The following is a 22006-nucleotide window of genomic DNA, read 5'->3' on the forward strand; positions in this document are numbered from 1 at the left end:
TCATTCCTTCCTTCCACCGTCGTCTGTGACCACGTCGGCGATCGTCACGTCCACCCTGCGGCCGCCCGCCAGGTCGCCGATGGCGTCGCGGACCAGGTCGGCGACCTCCGGCAGCGGCCTGCCGTACCGGGCGACGATGTCGACCTCGATCGCGTCGTCCCGTACGGCGACGCCCGGGACGAGACCTCCGGGCAGGTGCGTCGCGACCACGCCGAACGGTCCCCGGGACAGGTCGGCGACGTCGGGACACGACAGCACGCGGTCCGCGATCCCGCGAGCGGAGACCTCGCGTTCCGATGCCTCCGCTCCGGCGTCCCGCTCCCGCGCCGGACCTTCCGGGGCGGCGGGCCCGGCTCGCTCGGGCATCGTGACCCGTCGGCCGCCGGGTTCCGCCCCCGCGTTCTCCGGGACGGCGCTCATTGGACCCGCGACTCCCCGTCGCCGGGCGCCTGCGGCTCCTGCTGCCTCGGCAGGTGGACGTCGTCGACCGCGATGTTGACCTCGGTGACCTCCAGGCCGCACATGCGTTCCACCGCGCGGATCACGTGGCTCCGCACCGCCTGCGCGAGGTCGGGGATCGCGACGCCGTACTCCACGATGAGGTGGATGTCCACGGCGGCCTGCCGCTCGCCGACCTCCACCGACATGCCTCGGGTGACGCCGTCCTCGCCACCGAGCGCCCCCTTGATCGCGCCGAACGCGCGAGCCGTCCCGGTGCCGAAGTCGTGGACTCCGTCGATCTCACGGGCCGCCATACCGGCGATCTTCGCGACCACCTCGTCGGAGATCGTGGTGCGGCCCCGCTGCGTCACCAAGCCGGAGCCGCCCTGCGTCCCGATGGATCGCCCGGGCGCCGGCTCGACAGTCGCGGTCGACGTTCTGGTCTCGGTCATCTGACTCACCCGTCTTCTCGCGCGCGGTTGGTATCGCTTACCGCCGATACACGCCCGTGATACCCGGTTTGCACACAGTAATCGTCCGAGGTGGGGCGAGGTTGTGTCATCGGAACCCCTCCAACACACCAAGACCGGCGAACCTGGTGACCAGCGGAACAGACAGCCTCAAGTAGGGGATGAAGTCCGTCCAAAACTGCCCGGTATGTACGAGATCGAGTTTTTATGTGCCCGTCTAGGGCATTCATACCGTTCAGTCAGGATCGCAGCGCCGTACGGCGAGACGGGCGGATCGCCGGAACGGCGCATCGGGGCGGCCAGTAGGAGGCGCGATCATGAAAGACGGACTGAAGGTGGCGCTGGCTGTCATCGCGGGCTACTACCTCGGCCGGCACCACAAACTGCGCCTGGCGCTGGTGCTCGCGCTGGCCATCCTCGCCGCCCGCCTCAAGGGAGAGGGGGCCGCGGGAGCCCTCCTCGAACAGGTCCCCAAGATCCTCGGCGGTGCCGCCCCCGACCTCGGCAAGCTCACCGAGCGCGTACGCGGCGACCTTCTGAACGTCGGCAAGGCGGCCGCCATGCGCGCCACCAGCCACCAGATCGACAACCTGAGCGACAAGCTGCACGAACGCGCCGAGGCGCTCCGGCAGCCCAAGGGCCGGGGCCGGGCCGCGGAGAGGGAGGAAGAGGAAGAGGAGAAGGAGCGTCCGGAGGAGAGCCGCCGCCGGACGGCCCGACGCCGCCCCCCGCAGCGCGAGCCTGAGCCCGAAGAGGCCTACGACGAGGAAGAGGAGTACGAGGAGGAGCCGTACGAGGAGGAGGCGGAGGAGCCGGAACCCGAGGAGCGGCGCCGGCCCCGCATCCGTCCCACCCGTCCCGTGCTGCGGAGGAAGTGAGACCGATGACCGAACAGACGCGGGAACGGCCCCAGACGGAACAGGCCCAGATGGAACGGACACGGGGCCCACGGGCGCCGGACGAAGGGGCGCTGCCCACACAACGGCTCGGACAGGAGTTCCAGAACCTCGCGACCGCCGTTGCCGAGCGCGCGTTGTCCCGGGTCACCGAGAGAATCGACGGTCTGGCCGGCCGTCTCACGGACTATGTGGAGCACGGCGGCTCCGGGCTGTTCAGCGCGCTCACCGGCAAGGAGGGCGGCGGACGGGAGGCGCTCGGCGGGCTGCTCGGCGGCCTCACCCGTGGACGGGGCGCCGGGGACCTGCTCAAGTCGGCGGCCGACCGGCTCGGCGCGACGGGCGGAGGCGGCCTGCTCGGCGCTGTCACCAGCGCTCTCACCGAGGACGGCGGCGGCGGTCACCCCGTACGCGCGGCCCTCATGGCGTACGGCAAGGAGAAGATCAAGGGGCTGTTCGGCGGGGGCGGCGGCGGAGGCAAGGGCCGCAAGGGCAAGAAGCTCAAGGTCACCAACATCGTCGAGTCGCTCGACATCGGCGCGCCGCTCCGCCTGGTCTACAACCAGTGGACGCAGTTCGAGGAGTTCCCGAGCTTCATGAAGAAGGTCGAGACCGTCGAGCAGAAGTCCGACGAGAAGCTCGGGTGGAAGGCGCAGGTCTTCTGGTCCCACCGCACGTGGGAGTCGACCATCATCGAGCAGGTCCCCGACAGCAGGATCATCTGGCGGTCGGAAGGCCCGAAGGGCTTCCCGGACGGCTCGGTGACCTTCCACGAGATCACTCCCGAGCTGACCCGGGTCCTGCTCGTCGTCGAGTATCACCCGCAGGGTCTCTTCGAGCGCGTGGGCAACCTGTGGCGGGCCCAGGGCCGCCGCGTCCGGCTCGAGTTCAAGCACTTCAGACGGCACGTCATGACCAGCGCCCTGCTGCGTCCCGACGAGATCGAGGGCTGGCGGGGCGAGATCCGCGACAGCGAGGTCGTCAAGGACCACGAGACGGCGCTGCGCGAGGAGCGCGAACGCGAGGGCCGCGAGCGGGGCGAGGAGGCCCCCGAGGAGCGCGAGGAAGAGGCTCCCGAGGAGGCCGAGGCCGAGGCCGAGGAGGCCGAGGAGGCCGAGGCCGAGGAGCCCGAGGAGGAGCCGTACGAGGAGGAGGCCGAGGAGGAGCCGTACGAGGAGGAGGAGCCGGAGCCGGAGCGCAGGCCCGCCTACGCGGGCGCCCGATCGGGCGGACGCGCCGGATCCACGGCCACCCGCGGGCGCGCGGACGAGCCCGAGGCTCGTGGCACGCGGGCACCGGCCGGGCGGCGCGGGTCGGAGGCCGGGCGGGGCGAGGGCGAACGCCCCCGGAGGAGCGAGCAGACCCGGAAGGGCGAGCAGGCCCGCGGCGGCGAGCAGACCGGGGAGACGGCCGAGGCCGAGGAGCAGCCGGCGCGCCGCCGTCCCCTGATCCGGCGTCGCCGTCCTCCCGAGTGAGAGGCATGGAGCCAATGGAGCAGCCGCCCGTACGCCGGGACGGCGGCGGGCGGAGCGAATGATCAGAAACACGACAGGGAACCGAGGAGGGGAAGCGCATGACGGTAGCCGTTCCACCGGCGGGTGGCGGCGGATTGCCGGGCCGGTCATCGGGATCCGGCCTGGCCGACGTCATTGACACGATCCTGGACAAAGGCCTCGTGATCGACGCCTATGTGCGGGTCTCGCTGGTCGGCATCGAGATTCTGACCATCGACGTACGTGTCGTCGTCGCGAGCGTCGACACCTATCTCCGATTCGCCGAGGCGGTGAACCGGCTGGACCTCGCCTCCCAGCAGCAGGGGCTGCCCGACCTCCTGTCGAGCGCGCCTCAAAGCATCGCCCGCGGCAAGTCCAAGGGCGTGGCCCAGGGCGTGATCGAGGCGGCCGGGGAGAAGCTGCAGGACCTCTTGGCGAACTATGCGGAGGAACCCGCCCCGCGTACCCGCCGGCGTCGACGGGAGGAGGACTGAGATGACGGGCTCCACGAGGCAGTCCGGGGCGGGCGACCGGGCCGAGGCCCCCCAGCGCAACACGGCGTGCTACGTCTACGGCATTCTCCCCGAGGACGTCGAGATCAGCGACGAGGCCATCGGGGTGGGCGATCCTCCCTCCCGGGTCACGATCGTCAGGCACGGTGAGATCGCCGCCCTGGTGAGCGACGTCGACGTGGACCGCCCCCTCGGCCGCGCCCAGGACCTGGTCGCCCACGAGCAGCTGCTCGACGAGGCCGCGGCCGAGGTCCCCGTGCTCCCCCTGCGGTTCGGCGCCGTGATGACCACGCCGGAAGCGGTCGTGGAGGAGCTGCTGGCCCCGCACCACGACTCGTTCGCGGCCGCCCTGAAGCAGATCGAGGGCCGGACCCAGTTCGTCCTCAAGGCGCGGTACGCCGAGCAGCCGGTGCTGGTCGAGGTGCTGACGGAGAACGCCGAGGCCAGACAGCTGCGCGACCGGATCAGGCAGTTGCCGGAAGAGGTGACGCGCAACGAACGCATCCGGCTCGGCGAGCTGATCACCCAGATCATCGCCGCGAAACGCGAGGCCGACACCCAGGCGGTCGTCGAACGCTTCGAGCCCTTCACGGCCGGCGTGGTGGTCCGGGACCCCAGCCACGAACGGGACGCGGCGCACGTCGCTTTCCTCGTGGAGAACGACCGCCAGGCCGACTTCGAACGCGCCGTGGGAGAGCTGCGCTCGGAGTGGGGAGACCGCGTCGAGGTCCGGCTGCTCGGGCCGATGGCGCCGTACGACTTCGTCACCACCTGACTCATGAGAGGAGGCCGCCGTGGGACTGATCAGCTTGCTGTTCACCTGGCCGCTCGCCCCGGTCCACGGCGTCATCCGGCTGGGCGAGCTGATCCAGCAGCAGGTCGAGCATGAGCTGCGGGATCCGGCCGCGGTCCGGCGGCGGCTGGAGGCCATCGAGGAGGCCAGGCGCTCGGGCCAGATCTCCGAAGAGGAGGAGGCCCAGGCCGTGGAAGAGATCCTCAGGCTCATGAGCGGCCCGCGGAGGGGGTGATCGTCCCGTGCCTCCCCGGCGAAGAGCCCGTTATGACGAGGACGCCGCACCGTACGGGCGGCGGGCTTCCTCGGGCATGCCCGCGGAGGAGGACGGGCCGTACGACGAGTCCGAGGGCGAAGACGAGGACGAGCGCAGGGACGAGCGCGCCGAGCCGCGCCGGCGCCGGGCCGCGCTGAACGCGGTGTCCGCCGGACGGCTCGGCCTGCGCTACATCGCCGATCTGACCTCCAAGGAGACGGAGGGGGTCACGTCGGTGGAACCCGTGGAGAACGGCTGGCTTGTGGACGTCGAGGTCGTCGAGGACCACAGGGTCCCATCGACCGGCGACATGCTGTCGATCTACGAGTGCCAGGTGGACGACGAAGGAAACCTCATGTCCTACCGGCGTACCCGGACCTACCGGCGTGGCACGGGCGCCTACGGCGGTGGGCTATGACCGATCCCCGCTCGCGTCCCGTCCTGCGCGAGTCGTCGTACGGGCCGCCCGCCGTCATGGGCCGGGAGTCGACCAACCTGGGCGACATCCTGGAACGCGTGCTCGACCGGGGCATCGTGATCGCCGGCGACATCAAGGTGAATCTGCTGGAGATCGAGCTGCTGACCATCAAGCTGCGGCTGGTCATCGCCTCGGTCGACACCGCGCGGGAGATCGGCATCGACTGGTGGGAGCGCGACCCGTGGCTCAGCGGCAAGGACCGTGAGCTGGTCGAGGAGAACCGCCGGCTCCGCGAGCGCCTGAGCGCGGTCGAGGAGCGCCTGGTCGCCTGGGAGGAACGGACGGAACTCGAACCGGGCGAGCGCGCGCAGGAGCGAGGACCGGTCGAGCGTGCGGGAGAACGCGCCGGTGAGCGGCGGGGTGACCGCCAGGCCGAGGCCCGCGACCGGCGGCTCGGCCGCCCCGGCGGAACGGAGCCCGGCCGTGCGTGACCACCACCCCGCCAAGAACCACCCCGCCGTGAGCGAGAACCACCCCGGCGTCGGTCAGGGGGTCTACCTGTACGCGGTGACACCCGCCGGGGAGAACGGGAAGGCCGAAGCGAGCGGGACGGCCGGGGAGAGCGGGACGGCCGGAGCGAGCGGGACGGCCGGGGAGAGCGGGACGGCCGGAGCGAGCGGGACGGCCGGGGAGAGCGGGAAGGCCGGAGAGAGCATGGAGAGCGCGGAGAGGCCTCCTGACCTGCGCGGCGTCATGGGCGGCGTGGTGCGGCCCGTGCCTCGCGGCGGACTCGTGGCTTACGTCAGCGACGTGCCCCTCGACCGGTTCGGCGAGGAACCGCTGCGCCGCTCGCTGGAGGACCTCGACTGGGTGGAGGGAGTCGCCCGCGCCCACCACCGGGTCGTCGAGGCGCTGGCGGCGTCCGGGCCGACCGCCCCCGTGCGCCTCGTCACCGTCTACACCGGCGAAGAGCAGGTCCGCGACCTTCTCGACCTGCGGCACGACGACTTCACGGAGATCCTGTCGCGTGTCGCGGGACGGCGGGAGTGGGGCGTCAAGGCCTACCTGCGCCGGGACACGCCACCCCCCTCCCCGGCGCCCGCGGCCACCGCCGCGGGCGGTGGCGACAGCCCCGGCATGGCATATCTGCGCCGGAAGAAGGAGAGCCTGCGCGGCAGGGAGGACCTGTGGCGCGCGGCGGCCGAGCGGGCCGAGCTCCTGCACGCCGAGCTGGGACGGATCGCCGTGGCGAGCCGCCGCCACCGCCCGCAGGACCCCCAGTTGTCCGGGCGGAGCGAGTCGATGGTGCTCAATGGCGCCTACCTGGTGGATCCGGCCCGCGAGGAGGAGTTCGCCGCGGTGCTCGACGGCTACCGCGACCGGTTCCTGGACGTCGAACTCACCGGCCCGTGGGCGCCCTACTCCTTCACCTCGATCGACCTCGGGGCGGGCCGGGCCGGGGGCGTGCGATGACGCCCGGAGGGACCCCGGCGTACCTGCCGGAGCGGCCTCGGGGCGCCGCCCTCGCCGACGAGGGCCGCCTGCCGCCCGAGCGCGTGGCGCTCGTCGACCTGCTCGACCGGCTGCTCGCGGGCGGCGTGGTGATCACCGGCGACATCGTGCTGTCGATCGCCGACGTCGACCTCGTCCGCATCTCCCTGCGGGCGCTGCTCGGCTCCGTACGCGGCACCGAGCCGTTCGACCCGCTCGGCGAGCCGTACGCGGAAAGCGGGCGGGCGACGGTCGATCGCGGCGGCGGAAGGGAGAGTGAGGATGACCGGTGGTGAGGCCAGGAGCGCTCCGTGGGACACCGCGGCGGGGCCGTGGCGGCTGGGCGTGGAGACCGAGACGGGCGGCCCCTATCAGGGGGAATCAGCTCAGCGGGAAGCAGCTCAGTGGGAGACCGCTCATGAGGAGCGGGGCACGGAATCCGGGAGAGGCAGCCCCTGGCGGCTGAACACCGACCCGGACGCGGTGCGGCGCGACCTGAGCCGTCTCGTGCTGACGCTCGTCGAGCTCGTGCGCCAGCTCGTGGAACGGCAGGCCATCCGGCGGATGGACCAGGGCGACCTGTCCGACGAGCAGGTCGAGACGCTCGGCCTGACGCTGATGCGCCTGGAGGAGGCCATGACCGAGCTGTGCGAGCGGTTCGACCTCTCGCCGTCCGACCTCAACCTCGACCTGGGGCCCCTCGGCACGCTGCTGCCCACCGACGCTCGGTGAGCGCGCGGGCGTGTACGACCAGGTGGCAGGGGTAGGCGGAGGAGACGATCGGCGCCGGGAGGGGACGTCATGGGTGTCGTCGGCCGGGACAAGGTCCGCGCACTGCTGGAGTCGCCGTCGCCCGACGCGACGCTGGTGCTGGTGGGCGGCCGGTGCGAGGTCGTGCCGGAGTCGCGGGCGGAGGGCTTGGTGATCGCCAGCCGGCGCGACCTGGAGAGCCGGCTGGGAGACGGCCCGGTGGACGACCGGCGGCTCGGCGAGCTCGCGGACCAGCTCGACGTGGTCGCCCGCGACCTGGGGGCGTGACGGACCGACCGCGGTGCCGGGACGTTAGGGCGCTGGGGCGCTGGGGCGCTGGGGGGAGCGTATGGGGGGATTCGACGAGTCCGCGTACGGGCGGACGATCGCCGACATCTACGACGAGATGGTGGAGCACCTGCCCACCGGTCTGGCGGTCGAGCGCGTCTTCCGGCTCGCCGGGGGAGGGCCCGTCCTGGAGTTCGGGATCGGCACCGGCAGGCTGGCGCTTCCCCTCGCCGCCCGCGGCCTGGCCGTGGCGGGCGTCGACGGGTCACCCGACATGGTGGCGGCCCTTCGCGGCAAGCCCGGCGGCGACCGCATCCCCGTGACCGTGGGCGACTTCTCGGAGGTGCGGGTCGAGGGGCGGTTCGCGCTCGTCCTGCTGGCCTTCAACACCGTCTTCGCGTTGCCCTCCCAGGAGGCCCAGGTGCGGTGCTTCCGCAACGCGGCCGCCCATCTGCGGCCCGGCGGGCGCTTCGTGATCGAGGCGTGGGTGCCGGACCCCGCGGCCTTCCGCGATCGGACGTCGCTGCGGCTGCTGTCGCTGGGCGACGACGAGGTCGTCGTCGAGGCCGCCCGGCTGAGCCCGGCCGAGCAGTTCATGCACAGCACGAGACTGCGGATGACCGCGGACGGCCTGCGGCTGCTGCCGGCCAACCACCGCTACGCCTGGCCGTGCGAGCTGGACCTCATGGCCCGGCTCGCCGGGATGCGGCGGGAGCACCGCTGGGCCGACTGGTCCGGCGCCCCGTTCACCGACGACAGTCGCGCCCACGTGTCCGTCTACCGTCTGCTGGAGAGCTGATGCAGTTGCCCGCGCCCAGAGGGCCGCTCACCGAGCGGCTCTTCGCGGAGCTGGCCCGGCCGCCGCACGCCTTCGGCCCGCCGCCCGCCGGCCCGTACGGCGACCGGCGCGGCGACCCGTGCTTCGGCGAGGAGGACGCCCAGCTCGCGCTGTTCGTCTGTTACGAGCTGCACTACCAGGGCGTCGACGGCGTCGACGACCGCTGGGAGTGGAACCCGTCGCTGCTCACCCTGCGGGAGCGCCTGGAGACGTGGTTCGAGGGGTGGCTGGCCCGGCGCGTGCCCCGCCCGCCGGCTCCGCCGTCGCGGGAGGTGCCCCGGGCCCTGGCGGCGCTGGTGGCGGCCGACGACGGCCCCTCCCTGTCGGCGTACCTGCGCAGTAGAGCCAATACAGCACAGTTCCGCGAGTTCGTGGTCCACCGGTCGATCTACCAGCTCAAGGAGGCCGACCCCCACACGTGGGGCATCCCGCGCCTGCTCGGGCGGCCGAAGGCCGCGCTGGTGGAGATCCAGTCCGACGAGTACGGCGGCGGCAGGCCGGAGCGCATGCACGCCGAGCTGTTCCGGGCGACCATGCGAGGGCTGGGCCTCGACGACTCCTACGGCGCCTACCTCGGCCTCGTCCCCGGGGCGACGCTCGCGATCACCAACGTCATGTCGCTGTTCGGGCTGCACCGCCGGCGCCGGGGCGCGCTCCTCGGGCACCTCGCGGCGTTCGAGATGACCTCGTCGCTTCCCAACCGCCGCTACAGCCAGGGCCTGCGGCGGCTGGGCGGCGACGCCGGCGCGCGCCGCTACTTCGACGAGCACGTGCAGGCCGACGCCGTACACGAGCAGATCGCCGCGCACGACATGTGCGGCGCGTTCGCCGCGGAACACCCCGGCCTGACCGGCGACATCCTGTACGGCGCGGCCTGCGCGCTGACCCTTGACCGGCTCTTCGCGGAGCATCTGCTGGGCCGCTGGCGGGAGGGGCGCACCTCGCTGCGGGAGACGGACGCCGAGGTGACGGTGCGATGACCACAGACGGCCGCCGCCCGCACCGATCAGGCCGCGCCATCGCGGAGATCGACTACGTGCTGCCGCTGCGCTGGCAGGACGACGCCGGGCTGACGGAGCTGACCGGCTATCTGCGCGACCTGTCCCGGCACGCCCGGATCGTGGTGGTGGACGGCTCGCCGTCACCGCTGTTCGAACGGCACGCACGCCTGTGGCGCGGCATCGCCGTGCATGTGCGGCCCGACGAGGACCTGACGATCGCGAACGGCAAGGTGGCGGGCGTGCTCACCGGCATGCGCCGTGCGCGCGCCGAGCACGTCGTCATCGCCGACGACGACGTGCGCTACGACGCGGACGCGCTCGCCCGGGTCCACGCCCTGCTCGACCACGCCGACCTCGTCCGCCCGCAGAACCATTTCCACCCGCTCCCCTGGCACGCCCGCTGGGACACCGCCCGCACCCTGCTCAACCGCGGCCTCGGGGCGGACTATCCGGGCACCTTCGGCATACGCCGCTCGACGTTCGAGAAGATGGGCGGCTACGACGGCGACGTGCTGTTCGAGAACCTGGAGCTCATTCGCACGGTCCGGGCCCACGGCGGCCGGGAGGTCCGCCCGCTCGACCTGTACGTGCGGCGCCTGCCGCCCGACACCCGCCGGTTCTGGTCGCAGCGGATCCGGCAGGCGTACGACGACCTGGCGCAGCCCGCGCGGATGGCGGTCTTCCTCGCCGTCCTCCCCTGCGTGGGCGCGGCGTTGTGGCGACGCCGGCCGGCGTCGATCGTGGCGGGCGCGGTGGCGGCGGTCGGCCTGGCGGAGATCGGACGCCGCCGCGCCGGAGGCCGCCGGGTCTTCCCCGCCACGGCCGGCCTGTTCGCGCCGGTCTGGGTGCTCGAACGCGCCACCTGCAGCTGGGCGGCCCTCGCCGCGAGGTTCGTGCTCGGCGGCGTGCCGTACGCGGGGCGTCGCCTGCGTGTCGCCGCGCATTCGACGCGACTGCTCCGCCACCGCGCGCTCCAGGCGTCCGTCCCCTCCGGATGGGACCTCGGCGACCGGCCGCCGGTGCGTTGTCAGCCGGGCGGGTCGGGCTCGCTCGCCGCGCGGAAGCCGGCCGCCTTGTGAGAGCCGTCGCAGAAGGGCTTGGTCGAGGACCTGCCGCAGCGGCACAGCGCCACCGTCGCCCTGCCCGGATCGATGCGCCGTCCGTCCTGCGTCATCAGCGTGAACGGCCCGCGCACCAGCAGCGGGCCGTCCTCGCAGGGCGTCACCGTGACCGCCGCCACCGTGGCCGGGTCCTCCGCCATGTGCTCCATGCGGTGCAGCGTGCCCGGAACGGTGACGGCATAACACGTGGTCGGCGGCGTACGGTCAGTCCCATCTCGCGCAGTGGGCGGACGGGCTGAAGGCCCAGCATCCGGCCCGGCCCGCGTCCGATTCGTCCGCCGCGAGCGCGGACCCGGCGAACGGCGCGCTGAACGCGCCGGGGACGCCCGACGGGCTGGGCACGCCCGACTTCACGCTCGGCGGGGCGAAGGCCCAACGTGGCGTCGCCGTGCCGCTCGTCCGCTCGCCGGCCGAGAACTCCGCGGAGTGCCCGGACGTACGGCTTCGCCAGGGCGCCAGACTCCAGCAGCCGGCCGTGCCGTCGTCCCCGCACCGATCATGCGCATGGGCGACCAGCGGCGGCAGCGGCAGATATCCCGGGATCACGATCGGTGCGGTCGGCGGCTGTCCGCCGGCGGGAGGCGGCACCGCCGCGGACCCGCCGGTGAGCGACTGCGCGGGAATCTCCCACACCGGGCTGCCCGGCGACGTCGGCCCGGCTGTCGAAGCCGTGGGAGACGTGGGCGTCCCGGCCGGGGGGCCCGTCTGCGCCGGCCTCGCCGTACCGCCCGCCTGTGGAACGGCGGGTGGAGTGGCGGCGGGAAGCGCGGTCGCGGTGACGGTCATGCTCGGCTTGGGCTGCGGAGGCTGCTGCGTCGGCTTGGCCGTCGGCTTCTCGGTCGGCGCCTGCTTGTCCGTGGGTTTCGGGTTTGCGGTGGGTTTCTGACTCGTGGTGGGTTTCTGACTCGCGGGGGGCGTGACCGTCGGTTTCTCCGACGGCTTCTCGGACGGTGTGCCCGTCGGTTCGTTCGTGGGCGTGGAGCTCGGTTGCGTGCTCGCCGTGGTGCCGGGGGTGGTGCTCGGAGTCGTGCCCGGCGTGGTGCCGGGGGTCGTGCCCGGGGCGGGCGAGACGCTCACCGGTACGGGCGCTTGCGGGCTGGCCTGCGGTGAAGCGGCCGCGGTGTGGTCGTTGCCCGCCTTGGGCGCGGTCGCACCGCTCGCGGTGGGTGCGGGAGTGGCGGGACCCGCCCCCCGAGCCGCAGCACTCTGTGCCACAGCACTCTGTGCCACAGCGCTCTGTGCCGCAGCATTCTTTGCCGCCGCACTCGGTGTCGCCGCACTCTGTGCCGCAGCGCCCTGTGCCGCCGCCGCGGTGGGTCCGCTGCTCGCGGTCGGCGCCGCCGCTCCCTGCCCGGTCTGGCCCGACAGGCCGGGCCGGTCGGTCTGGCCGGGCTGGCTGTTTGGGCCGGGCTGGCCCGTCTGGCCGGGAGTCGCGGTGGCGCCGCCGCCCGCCGCCGGTTTCGGAGCCGCCGCCGCGCTCGGCCCGCCGTTCGGCTCCGGCCTGCTCTGCACCCTCGGCGCGGACAGGGCCCTCCGGCTCCGGACCCGACGGTCCCGATCACGCGTCTCGTAGGCCGTCCGGTCGCGGGCGGAGGCTCCGGCCTCGGTGCCCGAGGCACCGCCGGACGAGCCGGAGGATGATCCGGCGGACTCCCGTGATTCCCGGGAGGGGCGATCGGAGCTGCCGGCGGAGTCACGCGACGCACCGGACGAGCCTCCGGAGGAACGCGAGCCGGCCCTGTCCGCCGTCTGTGTTTCAGGCGCGTCGTTCTCCGCCGCGTTCCCGGCGCCGCGTGGTGCGCTCCCGGCGCCGTCGGGCTCGTGGCGGGCACGGTTCGGCGCGATCGTCGTGTGGTCGGGTGTGTTCGCCGTGTCCCCGGAGGGGCCGTCGCCCGCGGAGCCGGACGAATCACCCGTACCCCGGGACGATTCCTGCTCCGCGCCCGAGGCGCCATCGGAGCCACGCGAGGAGCGACGGGAGGCGTCGGAGGAGTCGCGGGCCACATCGGACGAGCCGGCGGAGGAACCGGAGCCGGCCCTGACCTCCGTCCGGGTGTCGGAGGCGGTGTCGTCCGGGGCGTTCGCGGCGTCGCCGTGCGCACCGGCACGCACGCCTCCGGAATCGCCCGGCGAAAGACCGCCCGACGAGGAATCGGGCGCCGAACCCGACGCCGAGTCCGATGATGACGACGAATCCGACGAGGACGACATGGCGCCGCCGGGCTCGTCGGAGGTGGGCGCGGCCAGGGGGGCGGCGCCTTCTATCGGTGGGGGGGCGTCCCGGCCGGGCTCGGCCACGGCCGCCCAGGGCTGCGCGACGACGGCGCCGCCGGTCGCGGACACCGCGGCCAGGAGCAGGCCGGAGACCAGGGTGGCGCGCCGGGAGGACATTCGGGGGGTCATTGAGGGCTCTTCCTCGATCTAGGGAGTGGGCCGGGGACCGATGAGGGACTTCCAGCCCGCCGTGGCGAACTCGGGCGTCCCTGGGAGAGCTGCTGCGGGCACGGACGGGGGGGTCGGGTCGGGGATGTTCACCCAGTCGCCCTTGTCCGCACCACGCATATCGGGCTTCCACGCCATCAGCAGGCTCATGGCGTAGGGGCTGGAGTAGACGGGGCCGGTGGCACCGGCGCCCGTGGCCGCCGTGACCTGAACCAGGACGGAGACCTGCACCTGGTCCTCGGAGCGGACCCTCCACTGGACGCCGATCGTCTGCGTCCGCAGGGCCGCCCCGGCGGGGAGTTCGCCTTCGGGGGGAAGGCCGAGGGTCTCCCGCCAGCCGCGTACGGCGTCGCGGGCACCCTCGCGTGCCGCCTCACGCTGGTCCGGCGGGGCGTACAGCGCGGCCGCCTGTTCCGCCTGGCCGACGTCGAGCGTCCAGGCGGCCTCCAGGGCGGCGGCCGCGGCGGACGCCGCCCCGATCTCGGTGTGGGGGAAGCCGACGGGATAGCCCCCGTCGCCCTCGTGACCGGTGGGCACCGCCAGCGCGACGGCCGGCGCGACGACGCGCGCCGGCGTGGGCGGCGGCGCGCCCTGCCGGGTCTGCAGCACGATCACCGCGACGGCCACGACGGTGACGACCCCCGCGACGGCGACGATCAGGTGCCGGGGATCCCACCGTCGCGGTGGTCCCAGGTCCCAGTCGAGCGCCGGATCGGGGATGACCGGTCCCACTACTTGCTCCGGTCCTGCCGCTGCGAGAACGCCTGCCCGGCGGCCGCGGCGAGGCGCAGGTACGCGCCCCGGGTGGTGGGCCGCAGCCGGGCCAGGTCGACCTCCGCGCCCTCCTTCAGATGCGGGTCGAACGGCACCCGCACCACCGTGCGGCAGCGCCCGGCGAAGTGGCGTTCGAGCAGGTCGACGTCCACGTGTGACTTCGGCTCGACCGCGTTCAGCACGACGATGGCGTTCTTGACCAGGTGGCCGTGGCCGTGGGCGGTGAGCCAGTCGAGGGTCGCGGCGGCCGAGCTCGCGCCGTCCACCGCGACCATGGTGACCAGCACGATCTGATCGGCGAGCTCCAGCGTGGCGCCCATCGCGCCGTGCAGGAGCCCGGTGCCGCAGTCGGTGATGCAGATCGAGTAGTAGCGCTCGATCAGGTTGGCGACCGTACGGTAGTCCTCGGCGTCGAAGGCCTCGCTGACGGCCGGGTCGGTGTCGGACGCGAGCACCTCCAGCCGGGCGGACGACTGCGAGGTGAACGCGCGGGCGTCGGCGTACCTGACGATGTGCGGCGCCTCGGCCAGCAGGGTCCTGATCGTCGCCGCGGTCTCCGACTTGACCTTGATGCCGAGCGTCCCCCTGTCGGGGTTGGCGTCGATGGCGATCACCCGGTCGCCGCGCAACGAGGCCAGCGTGTTGCCCAGCGCCGCCGTCGTCGTGGTCTTCCCCACCCCGCCTTTGAGGCTCATGACCGCGATCCTGTGGTGACCGCTGGCGACGGGCGTCTGGGCCTGGGCGATCAGCGTGCGCCGTTCCATCTCCGCCGCCGACTCCGAGGGGATGATCCGGCCGCCGGAGAGCTGGTAGACGAGCCGCCGCCATCCGCCGGTGGGCTCTATGCGGCGGTTGGTCAACAGATGTTCGGCCGTGAGAGGCACGCTCTCCGGGAGCTGCTCGGCAGGAGTGGGCACCGAAGTGCGGATCTCGGTCATGGGCGGGTCCTTTCACCGAGGACAGGAGGAAACAGGGGCGGTCAGCAGGTGCTCCATCGCGCGGTGGCGGTGCCTTTGCCCTTCGGGCCGTGCAGTTCGAGCGGCGCCGTCACGGGCGAGGGAACCCCGCACCAGTAGCGGACGCGCAACGCGCGCACGGTGAGCACGTCGGTGTGCCCGGGCTTGAGCGTTCCGCTGGACGGCTCGACCATCAGGCCGGGAGCCGATATCCGCCATTTCACGGGTTTTCCAGAGGTCGTCGAGAGAGTGAGGGTCCCCCTCCCGAACGCGTCGAGTGTGACGACGGACGGTGCCTGCACGCCCCAGGCGCCCATCAGGAAGGCGCCGGGCGATGCGGGGGTGTCGGGAGCGGCGCCCTGCCCACCGGACCGCGTGGCACCCTCGCCAGTGGCGCCCTCGGCCGCCGTGCCCTGCTGTCCGCCGGGCTGCGCGGCGCCCCCGGCGGTGCCGCCCCCAGCGGCGGTCGCGGTCACCGTGACCTGCGGCGTGCCGGGGGCCGTGCTCGTGGTGCCGCCGGTCGTGGTGCCGCCCGCCGCCGCGCCGTCCGTTCCGCCGGTCGCCGCGGGGTTCGCGCCCGTCCCCGTTCCCGCCGGATCGGCGGACGGCTGCACGGCGCTCGCCTCCAGCGCCCCTCTCTGGGACTGGGGGGCAGGAGCGAAGAGGTTGATTCCCGTCACGGTCCCCGCCGCCCCCGCGACGACGACGATGACGATCCGCAAGGCGGTCGCCCGAAGCAGCGTGCCGACCCGGGCCAGAACCTGGACGATCCTGACCTGCGCACCGGCCGGCGGTCTGCGGGCGAGCTCCACCTCGCCCGCCGTGTGGGCGGCATCGGCGACGTGGACGAGCGCGGGAGCGGGGGCAGGGGCCGGGACCGCCTCGGCGGCGTGCGCCAGGGCCTCCCTGGCCCTGATCTGCGAGAGGAGCGCGTTGTAGAGGGGCGTGTCCTGCCCCGGCGGCAGCGCGGGCCCCTCTCCGGAGGCGGAGTGCGTCCCTCTCGCCGCCCCGGGGAACGGGTTGGGCCGTTGCGCGGCGCGCGACTTCAACGTGCCCGGCGACCACGGCAGGCTCGGCTGGGTGTCCTCCTGGGAGATGGCCCGCACCGGGCGCTCCGGCGGTTCGGCTCCGGCGTCCGGCGCGGTGCCGGTAGGACGCGGCGCTTCCGGCTGCGCGGGCGGAACCAGGGGGCCGGGTCTCGTGTGCTCGCGGTCCCCCCTGCCCTCCCGATCTCCCCTGTCCTCCCGGTCCCCCCTGCTCTCCCGGTCTCCCCTGTCCTCCCGGGACGGCGGACGGGACTCCTCGCGGAACCCGACCGGCGACAGGCCGGAAGCGGCCGGCATCGACGGCGGAGCGGACGGAGGCGCCGCAGGGGACGCCGGTGCGGGGACGGCTGGCGCGGAAGCGGTCGCGGGCGCCACCACGGGAGCGGGCGCTGGCGCAGGAGCAGGAGCAGGTGCGGTGTCCACGGGAGCGGACAGCGGCATGCCGAACGACGAGGGGGGCCGATGGCCCGCCCGCTCTGCCGAAGCGGCCTGCGGAGGGGGCTCAGGAGCGGAAACGGGAGGGGAGGCAGGAGCGGACACGGGAGCGAACACGGGAGAGGACAGCGAAGGGGACGCGGGAGCCGAGCGTGGAGGGGAGGCAGGAGCGGCCGGCGGAGGGGACGGCGGAGCGAGCCTGGCCCTGTGCCTGGCCCTGCCCAGGGCGTCCAGCAGTCGCTGCCTGGTCTCGGGCGTGAGGTCGGCGACCGGAGGGCGGGAGAGGATCTGCGGAACGGTGTATCGGATGTTGATGGGCCGCTTGCACACCACGCACGTCACGATGTGCCGGAGCAGCGCCGTACGGGCGGCGCCGAAGTCGGCCGCCTCGCCGTGCTCGTCCGGGAAGACGGCGGCGGCCAGCGGGGCGATCTCCGGGCAGATCGGCCGGCCCCGGGCGAGGCCGTCCAGCCCGCTCACGAGGATCTCCACCACGTCCTGGGTGCGCGCGATGAGCCTGCCGGCCTCCTTCAGCGGCAGCGCGAGCACGTACACGAGATCTCGAAGCGGGAGTTCGTGGCGGTAGAGCAGGAGCAGCGTCTCCGCGCCCAGTGGGTCCGCCAGGCGCCACGCGCGCCGCACCGCGAGGTGGTCGGGGCCGCCGGTGCCGGGCCCGGGCAGGAATCCCCGCCCCGGGCCGGTGGCGACCTCACGGCGCAACGCGGACAGCAGCCAGGCCCGGTCTGAAACGTTCCCGGGCCGTTCGCGGGCGGCACACGACTCCAGCGCGGCGATCACCGCCGTGAGCATGGGGCCGGACTCGAGGTGGCCGGAGGCGTAGTCGACGAGGTGGGCGCCGTGCTCGTCCACCCATGCCATCCCCCGGCCGGGGTCGAGCGTCACATCCCCGGCGGGCGGATTCATGCGCACCGGATCGGGGTGAGGACGACGACGGCGTCATGTTCGGCCAGAGCATCCCTGCGACTTAGGCATGGCACTTGCCTAACAGGAAATCTTGATGCATACCGATACATAGAACGAGATCTTAGACTGACTGCGATGTGTTGGGAAGGAAAAGAACCAGAGAAATCCTGAGTTGAGGATAAGCCGCAAATAACACCTATATGGTCATCCGAAAGGGGCCCAGTCGCAGCGCCGTTACTATCTCCGGACTTGTCTGGAGAAGTTACTGATCATGTCTGCACTAACCGCACCACAGGCCGGATGACCTGCTCTTTCATTCTGTTTTCACGCACCGGGCACAACCGGCGGCGGACGCGTTTCCATGCCCGCCTTTCGCCCGTCATCCGTTCGCCACATCCGATGTGAATAGCCTTCATATCTTCGGGGAATAACCAGCCTTCCATGCTTTTTCGGCATTACAGCACGCGCACGCTCGGTCTCGGCGTGAAGCAGCTCCGCCGCGGTCCCCCGGAACATCCGCCGAAGGTCGCGGAAACGCGATCTCCGCGAATTCCCGGCGTGAGGCGGTCCGGCACGTGTCAATTCGGATTGACGCTCGTGTCGGCGCCTACCTACGTTGACGTCATGGTTGATCAACTGCTGCTCGCCTGCGGGTTGGTCGTGGGCCCCCTCTTCACCGTCGCGTACCTCACCGAAGGCGCCGCACGCGCCTACTACAGGCCGCGACGCCATCCGATCAGCACCCTCGCCATCGGCGACCGCGGATGGACTCAGACAGCCAACTTCTTCGTCGCGGGCCTGCTTTCCCTGGCCTTCGCCGTCGGCCTCTGGCGTGCCGGCCCCTCACACTGGGGCGCACTCCTGGTCGGCGTCTGGGCGATCGGCATGGTCACTGGGGGAATCTTCCCTACGGATCCGGTGAGCGGCTTTCCTCCCGGAACTCCCGACCGGCTTGAGCACAGCACCCGGCAGGGAGTTCTCCACTCCCTCTTCTCCATGGTCGCGTTCGTTGCACTGACCGCGGCCTGCTTCGTGTTCGCCGGGTCGGGCACGCGTGGATGGGCGATCTACTCGGTTGCGAGCGGTGTGCTCTTCGCCGCGACGATGGCGCTGGCAACCGCCGCTTTCGCCCAGAAGGAACGCCTGGTCGATGTGGGCGGACTGATCCAGCGCGTCTCGGTCACCATCGCCTGGACCTGGCTCGCGGTTCTCGCCGTACACACCCTGCGCGCCTGATCGTCACGATCACCGTGATCTACCCGCCCACCCGCAACCACCGGTGCCGGGAACCACGAAGAGACGTGCGTGGAGGCCGTCGTCGTGCTGTTCAACCGGGACCTGCGAACTCATGATCACCCGGCGTTGTCCGAGGCGTGCGCCGTGGCCCGGCACGTCGTTCCGTTGTTCGTGTTCGACCCCGCCATCGGGGCCCGGCACCGCCGCGACTTCCTCCACGCGTCCCTCCACGACCTGCGGTCGTCCCTGCGCGCGCTCGGCGGGGACCTCGTCGTACGGCACGGCGACCCGGTGGCCCACGCCGTACGGACGGCCGGGGAGGCGGGCGCGACGGCGATCTGGGCGAGCGAGGACGTCAGCCCGCTGGCGCGGCGGCGGGAGCGGCGCCTGGCGGAGGAGTGCCGGGCCCACCGGCTGGAGTTTCGCCTCTTCCCCGGCGTGACCGTGGTGCCGCCCGGCGCACTGCGGCCCGGCAGCGGGAGCCACTACCGCGTCTTCTCGCCCTACTGGCGGGCCTGGTCGGCCACCGCGAGACGGGCGGTCCTCGGCGCACCCCACCGCCTGTGCCTGCCGCGCGGCGTCGATCCCGGAGTCCTGCCCGAGGCGTCCCCCGAGCCGTACGGGGTCGTACGGGGAGGGGAGAGCGAGGCGCGGCGGCGGCTGGAGCGGTGGGTGGCCGACGGCCTGGCCTCCTACGGCGAGACGCGCGACCGGATGGCGGGGCGCACCTCGATGCTGAGCGCCTACCTCCACTTCGGCTGCCTGTCGCCGGCCGAGGTGGTGGACCGCGCCTGCGGACGGCCGGGCGGCGAGGAGTACGTGAGGCAACTGTGCTGGCGCGACTTCCACTACCAGGTCGTCGACGCGTTCCCGGACATGGGCCGGCGCGACTACCGGCCGAGGAACGTGGAGTGGCGGCGCGACGAGGAGGCGGAGGCCGCCTGGCGGGAGGGCGCGACCGGGGTCCCGATCGTGGACGCGGGCATGCGCCAGCTTCGCGCCGAGGGCTGGATGCACAACCGGGTGCGCCTGGTCACCGGCTCCTACCTGACCAAGCGCCTCGGGATCGACTGGCGGGCCGGGCTGGAGCACTTCGCCGAGTGGCTGCTCGACGGCGACATGCCGAACAACTGCGGCAACTGGCAGTGGGTCGCGGGCACGGGCAACGACACCCGGCCCTACCGCACGCTCAACCCCCTGCGCCAGGCGAAGAGATTCGACCCGGAGGGGGAGTACGTGCGGCGCTACGTCCCCGAGCTCGCGGCGCTGCCCGGCGACCTGGTCCACGAGCCGTGGAAGGTACGCGGCGGGGTGCCGGGCTACCCCTCCGCTCCCCTCGGCGGCGAGCTCAGGGCGTGACGCCCATCTCGTCCGCGGCGGGAACGCCCACGGCCGAGCGCCCGCGCAGAAGATCAGAAGATCAGAACGAGCTTGCCGGTAGTGTGGCCGGTCTCGATCAGCCGGTGTGCCCGCGCCACCTCCTCAATCGGGATCGCCTCCTGGATCCGCACCTTCAGGTCGCCCTTCTCCCACAGGGCCGTCAGCCCGGCGAGCCGGTCCGCCGAGCGCTCGGCGCCCAGCCGCTGGACGCCGATCCGGTCGGCGGCGGGCTGGTAGGCGATGGTGCCGACACGCGTCCGGTCGGCCACGAGCGCCACCGAGACCTCGAGCGCCTCCACGGTCCCGGCCGCGTCGAGCGCGGCGTCCACGCCGTCCGGGGCGGCCGCCCGCACCCGCTCGGCCAGCCCGTCGCCGTACGCCACGGGGATCACGCCGAGGTCGCGCAGGCAGGCGTGGTTGCGTTCGCTCGCGGTGCCGATGACCGTCGCCCCGAGCGCCCGGGCGATCTGCACGGCGAACGTGCCGACCCCGCCCGCCGCCGCGTGCACGAGAAGGGTGTCGCCGGAGCCGACGCGCAGCCTCTCCAGCGCGGTGCCGGCGGTCTGCCCCGACGCCGACAGCACCCCGGCCTCCGGCCACGGCATCGACGCGGGCTTCGGCACCACCTGCCCGGCCGGGACGACGACGTGCTCGGCGTACGACGCGAGCATCGCCCAGCCGACGACCTCGTCGCCCACGGTCAGGCCGGCCACGCCCTCCCCCACCGCGTCGATCACACCGGCGAACTCGTTGCCCAGCCGCTGCGGGAACGTCGCGGGCATGTAGGCGTGCGCGCCCCCGCCGCGGAACAGCGCGTCGAACGGCTGCACGCCCGCCGCCCGCACCCGGACCCGGATCGCGCCGGGCCCCGGCTCGTCCGGCTCCGTCTCGACGACCTCGAGCACCTCCGGGCCGCCGTAGGCGGAGAACACGACCGTCCTGCTCATGCGTCTCTCCTCGTCATCCTGGCGAGCTGGCCGACGACCCACTCGCGGTAGTCCTTGGACAGCGGATCGGCGCCGACGATCCCCTCGACCATGCGGGGCAACGCGATGGGCGCGAAGGCCAGCGCGTAGGCGACCAGCAGGACGAACTCGGCGTCCAGCTCTCCGGTGATCTCGCCTTTCTCCTGACGCCGGCGGGTCCGTTCCACGGCCTGGCGCAGCCGGTCGCGCTGCGCCGCCGCCCATTCGTCGTCGCTCGCGGCGGCCGAGCCGTCCCCCAGCGCCTGCCACACCACGAGCCGGGACCAATCCGGGTTGTCCAGCGTCGCGTCGAGGTGGGCCGCCACGCTCTCGGCGTACGTCGCGCCGGGCGGCGTCACGCTCTCCTGTGCCCGCGCCCATCTGCGGCGCAGTTCCTCGACGAGCCCCTGCTTGCCGCCGAAGTAGTACGAGATGAGCTGCTGGTTGACCCCCGCTCGCGCCGCGATGGCGGCCGTGCGGGCTCCGGCGTACCCCTTCGTGCCGAACTCCTCGACCGCCGCCTCCAGGATCCGCTCGCGGGTCCGTTCCGCGGCCTTCCCGCGCTCCTGTGGCGAGCGCCGTGCTGATGAAGCCATGCGCCGCACACTAGCCATTCATGTGGTTGAGTGACAAATATCAATCAATTACTTGAAGGATGAGGGCATGATCTTCACAGAGCGCGAGATCGAGTACCTCGGCGGTCAGCGGATCGGGCGCCTGGCCACGCTCCATCCGAACGGGACGCTCCAGGTGAGCCCGGTCGGATTCCGCTACAACCAGGAGCTCCGGACGATCGACATCGGAGGGCGCGACATGGCGGCCAGCCGCAAGTTCCGCAACGTGCTGGCCAACGGCAAGGTGGCGTTCGTCGTCGACGACATCCCGTCCGTCGATCCTTGGCAGGTGCGCTGCTTGGAGATACGCGGGTGGGGCGAGGCGCTCACCGAAGCCGCCGGCTCGAACGCCCCGCTGCCCGGCCCGATCATCCGCGTCCATCCGCGGCGGATCATCAGCTTCGGCGTCGACCCCGGCAACCCCTCGGCCGGCAAGCGTGACGTCCCGGAGGCGTGAGCGTCGCCG

27 protein-coding genes are annotated in these 22006 nt (G+C 72.8%); 18 read left to right on the top strand and 9 right to left on the bottom strand.

From position 1 onward, the window contains the following. Positions 1-420, bottom strand: coding sequence for an Asp23/Gls24 family envelope stress response protein (locus ACIBK1_RS00185; RefSeq protein ID WP_231514012.1), 420 nt, complete (start codon positions 418-420; stop codon positions 1-3). Further along, complete coding sequence (locus ACIBK1_RS00190) at positions 417-893, bottom strand: Asp23/Gls24 family envelope stress response protein (RefSeq protein ID WP_030509760.1); 477 nt, start codon at positions 891-893, stop codon at positions 417-419. Before ACIBK1_RS00190 ends, ACIBK1_RS00185 begins: the two co-directional genes overlap by 4 nt. Before the next feature lie 335 nt (positions 894-1228). Here ACIBK1_RS00190 and ACIBK1_RS00195 point away from each other — a divergent pair, with 335 nt between their 5' ends. The 14 genes from ACIBK1_RS00195 (at position 1229) to ACIBK1_RS00260 (ending at position 10726) form a co-directional block, all read left to right on the top strand. Next, positions 1229-1789: a hypothetical protein gene (locus tag ACIBK1_RS00195; protein ID WP_030509759.1), complete on the top strand. Its 561-nt coding sequence runs from the start codon at positions 1229-1231 to the stop codon at positions 1787-1789. 5 nt (positions 1790-1794) lie between these two features. Beyond that, on the top strand, positions 1795-3282 hold the full coding sequence (locus ACIBK1_RS00200; protein ID WP_396731135.1) for an SRPBCC family protein: 1488 nt from the start codon (positions 1795-1797) through the stop codon (positions 3280-3282). A 98-nt stretch (positions 3283-3380) separates the two neighbouring features. Further along, the gene (gvpJ, locus tag ACIBK1_RS00205) at positions 3381-3794 is read left to right on the top strand and encodes a gas vesicle protein GvpJ (protein WP_030509757.1); all 414 of its coding nucleotides are present in this window, start codon (positions 3381-3383) and stop codon (positions 3792-3794) included. 1 nt (position 3795) lies between these two features. Then, positions 3796-4587: a GvpL/GvpF family gas vesicle protein gene (locus ACIBK1_RS00210; protein WP_030509756.1), complete on the top strand. Its 792-nt coding sequence runs from the start codon at positions 3796-3798 to the stop codon at positions 4585-4587. 19 nt (positions 4588-4606) lie between these two features. Beyond that, a complete protein-coding gene (locus ACIBK1_RS00215) occupies positions 4607-4840 on the top strand; it encodes a gas vesicle protein GvpG (protein WP_030509755.1) in 234 nt (77 codons plus the stop codon). A gap of 7 nt (positions 4841-4847) precedes the next feature. Next, positions 4848-5279 carry a gas vesicle protein GvpO gene (gene gvpO, locus ACIBK1_RS00220; RefSeq protein ID WP_231514010.1) on the top strand — a complete coding sequence of 144 codons (432 nt, stop codon included), beginning with the start codon at positions 4848-4850 and terminating at the stop codon, positions 5277-5279. Then, a complete protein-coding gene (locus tag ACIBK1_RS00225; RefSeq protein WP_083744695.1) occupies positions 5276-5770 on the top strand; it encodes a gas vesicle protein in 495 nt (164 codons plus the stop codon). Before gvpO ends, ACIBK1_RS00225 begins: the two co-directional genes overlap by 4 nt. Beyond that, positions 5763-6752: a GvpL/GvpF family gas vesicle protein gene (locus ACIBK1_RS00230; protein ID WP_396731140.1), complete on the top strand. Its 990-nt coding sequence runs from the start codon at positions 5763-5765 to the stop codon at positions 6750-6752. The genes ACIBK1_RS00225 and ACIBK1_RS00230 overlap by 8 nt, the downstream gene beginning before the upstream one ends. Next, the gene (locus ACIBK1_RS00235) at positions 6749-7066 is read left to right on the top strand and encodes a gas vesicle protein (RefSeq protein WP_081903743.1); all 318 of its coding nucleotides are present in this window, start codon (positions 6749-6751) and stop codon (positions 7064-7066) included. The genes ACIBK1_RS00230 and ACIBK1_RS00235 overlap by 4 nt, the downstream gene beginning before the upstream one ends. After that, positions 7053-7502: a gas vesicle protein K gene (locus ACIBK1_RS00240; protein WP_081903742.1), complete on the top strand. Its 450-nt coding sequence runs from the start codon at positions 7053-7055 to the stop codon at positions 7500-7502. Before ACIBK1_RS00235 ends, ACIBK1_RS00240 begins: the two co-directional genes overlap by 14 nt. Positions 7503-7571: 69 nt before the next feature. Continuing rightward, entirely contained in the window at positions 7572-7808 is a 237-nt protein-coding gene (locus ACIBK1_RS00245; RefSeq protein ID WP_030509749.1) for a hypothetical protein, read from the top strand. Positions 7809-7869: 61 nt separating this feature from the next. Beyond that, on the top strand, positions 7870-8607 hold the full coding sequence (locus ACIBK1_RS00250; RefSeq protein WP_030509748.1) for a class I SAM-dependent DNA methyltransferase: 738 nt from the start codon (positions 7870-7872) through the stop codon (positions 8605-8607). Beyond that, entirely contained in the window at positions 8607-9626 is a 1020-nt protein-coding gene (locus ACIBK1_RS00255) for an iron-containing redox enzyme family protein (RefSeq protein ID WP_030509747.1), read from the top strand. The genes ACIBK1_RS00250 and ACIBK1_RS00255 overlap by 1 nt, the downstream gene beginning before the upstream one ends. After that, complete coding sequence (locus ACIBK1_RS00260; protein WP_396731147.1) at positions 9623-10726, top strand: glycosyltransferase; 1104 nt, start codon at positions 9623-9625, stop codon at positions 10724-10726. The genes ACIBK1_RS00255 and ACIBK1_RS00260 overlap by 4 nt, the downstream gene beginning before the upstream one ends. Here the strand turns inward: ACIBK1_RS00260 and ACIBK1_RS00265 are convergent. Beyond that, positions 10675-10917: a CDGSH iron-sulfur domain-containing protein gene (locus ACIBK1_RS00265; RefSeq protein ID WP_357327196.1), complete on the bottom strand. Its 243-nt coding sequence runs from the start codon at positions 10915-10917 to the stop codon at positions 10675-10677. The genes ACIBK1_RS00260 and ACIBK1_RS00265 overlap by 52 nt on opposite strands. Positions 10918-10972: 55 nt before the next feature. Then, a complete protein-coding gene (locus ACIBK1_RS00270; protein ID WP_396731150.1) occupies positions 10973-11554 on the bottom strand; it encodes a hypothetical protein in 582 nt (193 codons plus the stop codon). 130 nt (positions 11555-11684) lie between these two features. Here ACIBK1_RS00270 and ACIBK1_RS00275 point away from each other — a divergent pair, with 130 nt between their 5' ends. Further along, positions 11685-12341, top strand: a complete 657-nt coding sequence (locus ACIBK1_RS00275; protein ID WP_396731152.1) for a hypothetical protein — start codon at positions 11685-11687, stop codon at positions 12339-12341. Positions 12342-13189: 848 nt separating this feature from the next. Here ACIBK1_RS00275 and ACIBK1_RS00280 read toward each other — a convergent pair. The 3 genes from ACIBK1_RS00280 to ACIBK1_RS00290 are packed head-to-tail and all read right to left on the bottom strand — an operon-like array spanning position 13190 to position 17345. After that, positions 13190-13942 (bottom strand): hypothetical protein, encoded by a 753-nt coding sequence (locus tag ACIBK1_RS00280; RefSeq protein ID WP_363537205.1) that lies wholly within the window; start codon positions 13940-13942, stop codon positions 13190-13192. Then, on the bottom strand, positions 13942-14922 hold the full coding sequence (locus ACIBK1_RS00285) for a MinD/ParA family protein (protein WP_396731155.1): 981 nt from the start codon (positions 14920-14922) through the stop codon (positions 13942-13944). Before ACIBK1_RS00285 ends, ACIBK1_RS00280 begins: the two co-directional genes overlap by 1 nt. A gap of 41 nt (positions 14923-14963) precedes the next feature. Beyond that, positions 14964-17345: a hypothetical protein gene (locus tag ACIBK1_RS00290; RefSeq protein WP_396731158.1), complete on the bottom strand. Its 2382-nt coding sequence runs from the start codon at positions 17343-17345 to the stop codon at positions 14964-14966. A gap of 624 nt (positions 17346-17969) precedes the next feature. Here ACIBK1_RS00290 and ACIBK1_RS00295 point away from each other — a divergent pair. Both ACIBK1_RS00295 and ACIBK1_RS00300 read left to right on the top strand, forming a co-directional pair. Beyond that, a complete protein-coding gene (locus ACIBK1_RS00295) occupies positions 17970-18581 on the top strand; it encodes a DUF998 domain-containing protein (protein ID WP_396731161.1) in 612 nt (203 codons plus the stop codon). 69 nt (positions 18582-18650) lie between these two features. Next, the gene (locus tag ACIBK1_RS00300; RefSeq protein ID WP_396731164.1) at positions 18651-19940 is read left to right on the top strand and encodes a cryptochrome/photolyase family protein; all 1290 of its coding nucleotides are present in this window, start codon (positions 18651-18653) and stop codon (positions 19938-19940) included. Positions 19941-19993: 53 nt separating this feature from the next. Here ACIBK1_RS00300 and ACIBK1_RS00305 read toward each other — a convergent pair whose 3' ends face one another. Continuing rightward, positions 19994-20908 (bottom strand): NADP-dependent oxidoreductase, encoded by a 915-nt coding sequence (locus ACIBK1_RS00305; RefSeq protein ID WP_396731167.1) that lies wholly within the window; start codon positions 20906-20908, stop codon positions 19994-19996. Next, positions 20905-21522, bottom strand: coding sequence for a TetR/AcrR family transcriptional regulator (locus tag ACIBK1_RS00310; RefSeq protein WP_396731170.1), 618 nt, complete (start codon positions 21520-21522; stop codon positions 20905-20907). Before ACIBK1_RS00310 ends, ACIBK1_RS00305 begins: the two co-directional genes overlap by 4 nt. A 67-nt stretch (positions 21523-21589) precedes the next feature. Here ACIBK1_RS00310 and ACIBK1_RS00315 point away from each other — a divergent pair, with 67 nt between their 5' ends. After that, entirely contained in the window at positions 21590-21997 is a 408-nt protein-coding gene (locus ACIBK1_RS00315; RefSeq protein WP_357324608.1) for a PPOX class F420-dependent oxidoreductase, read from the top strand. Positions 21998-22006 lie beyond the last annotated feature (9 nt).

The sequence above is a fragment of the Microbispora rosea genome (genome assembly GCF_044460045.1).
GTDB lineage: Bacteria > Actinomycetota > Actinomycetes > Streptosporangiales > Streptosporangiaceae > Microbispora > Microbispora rosea.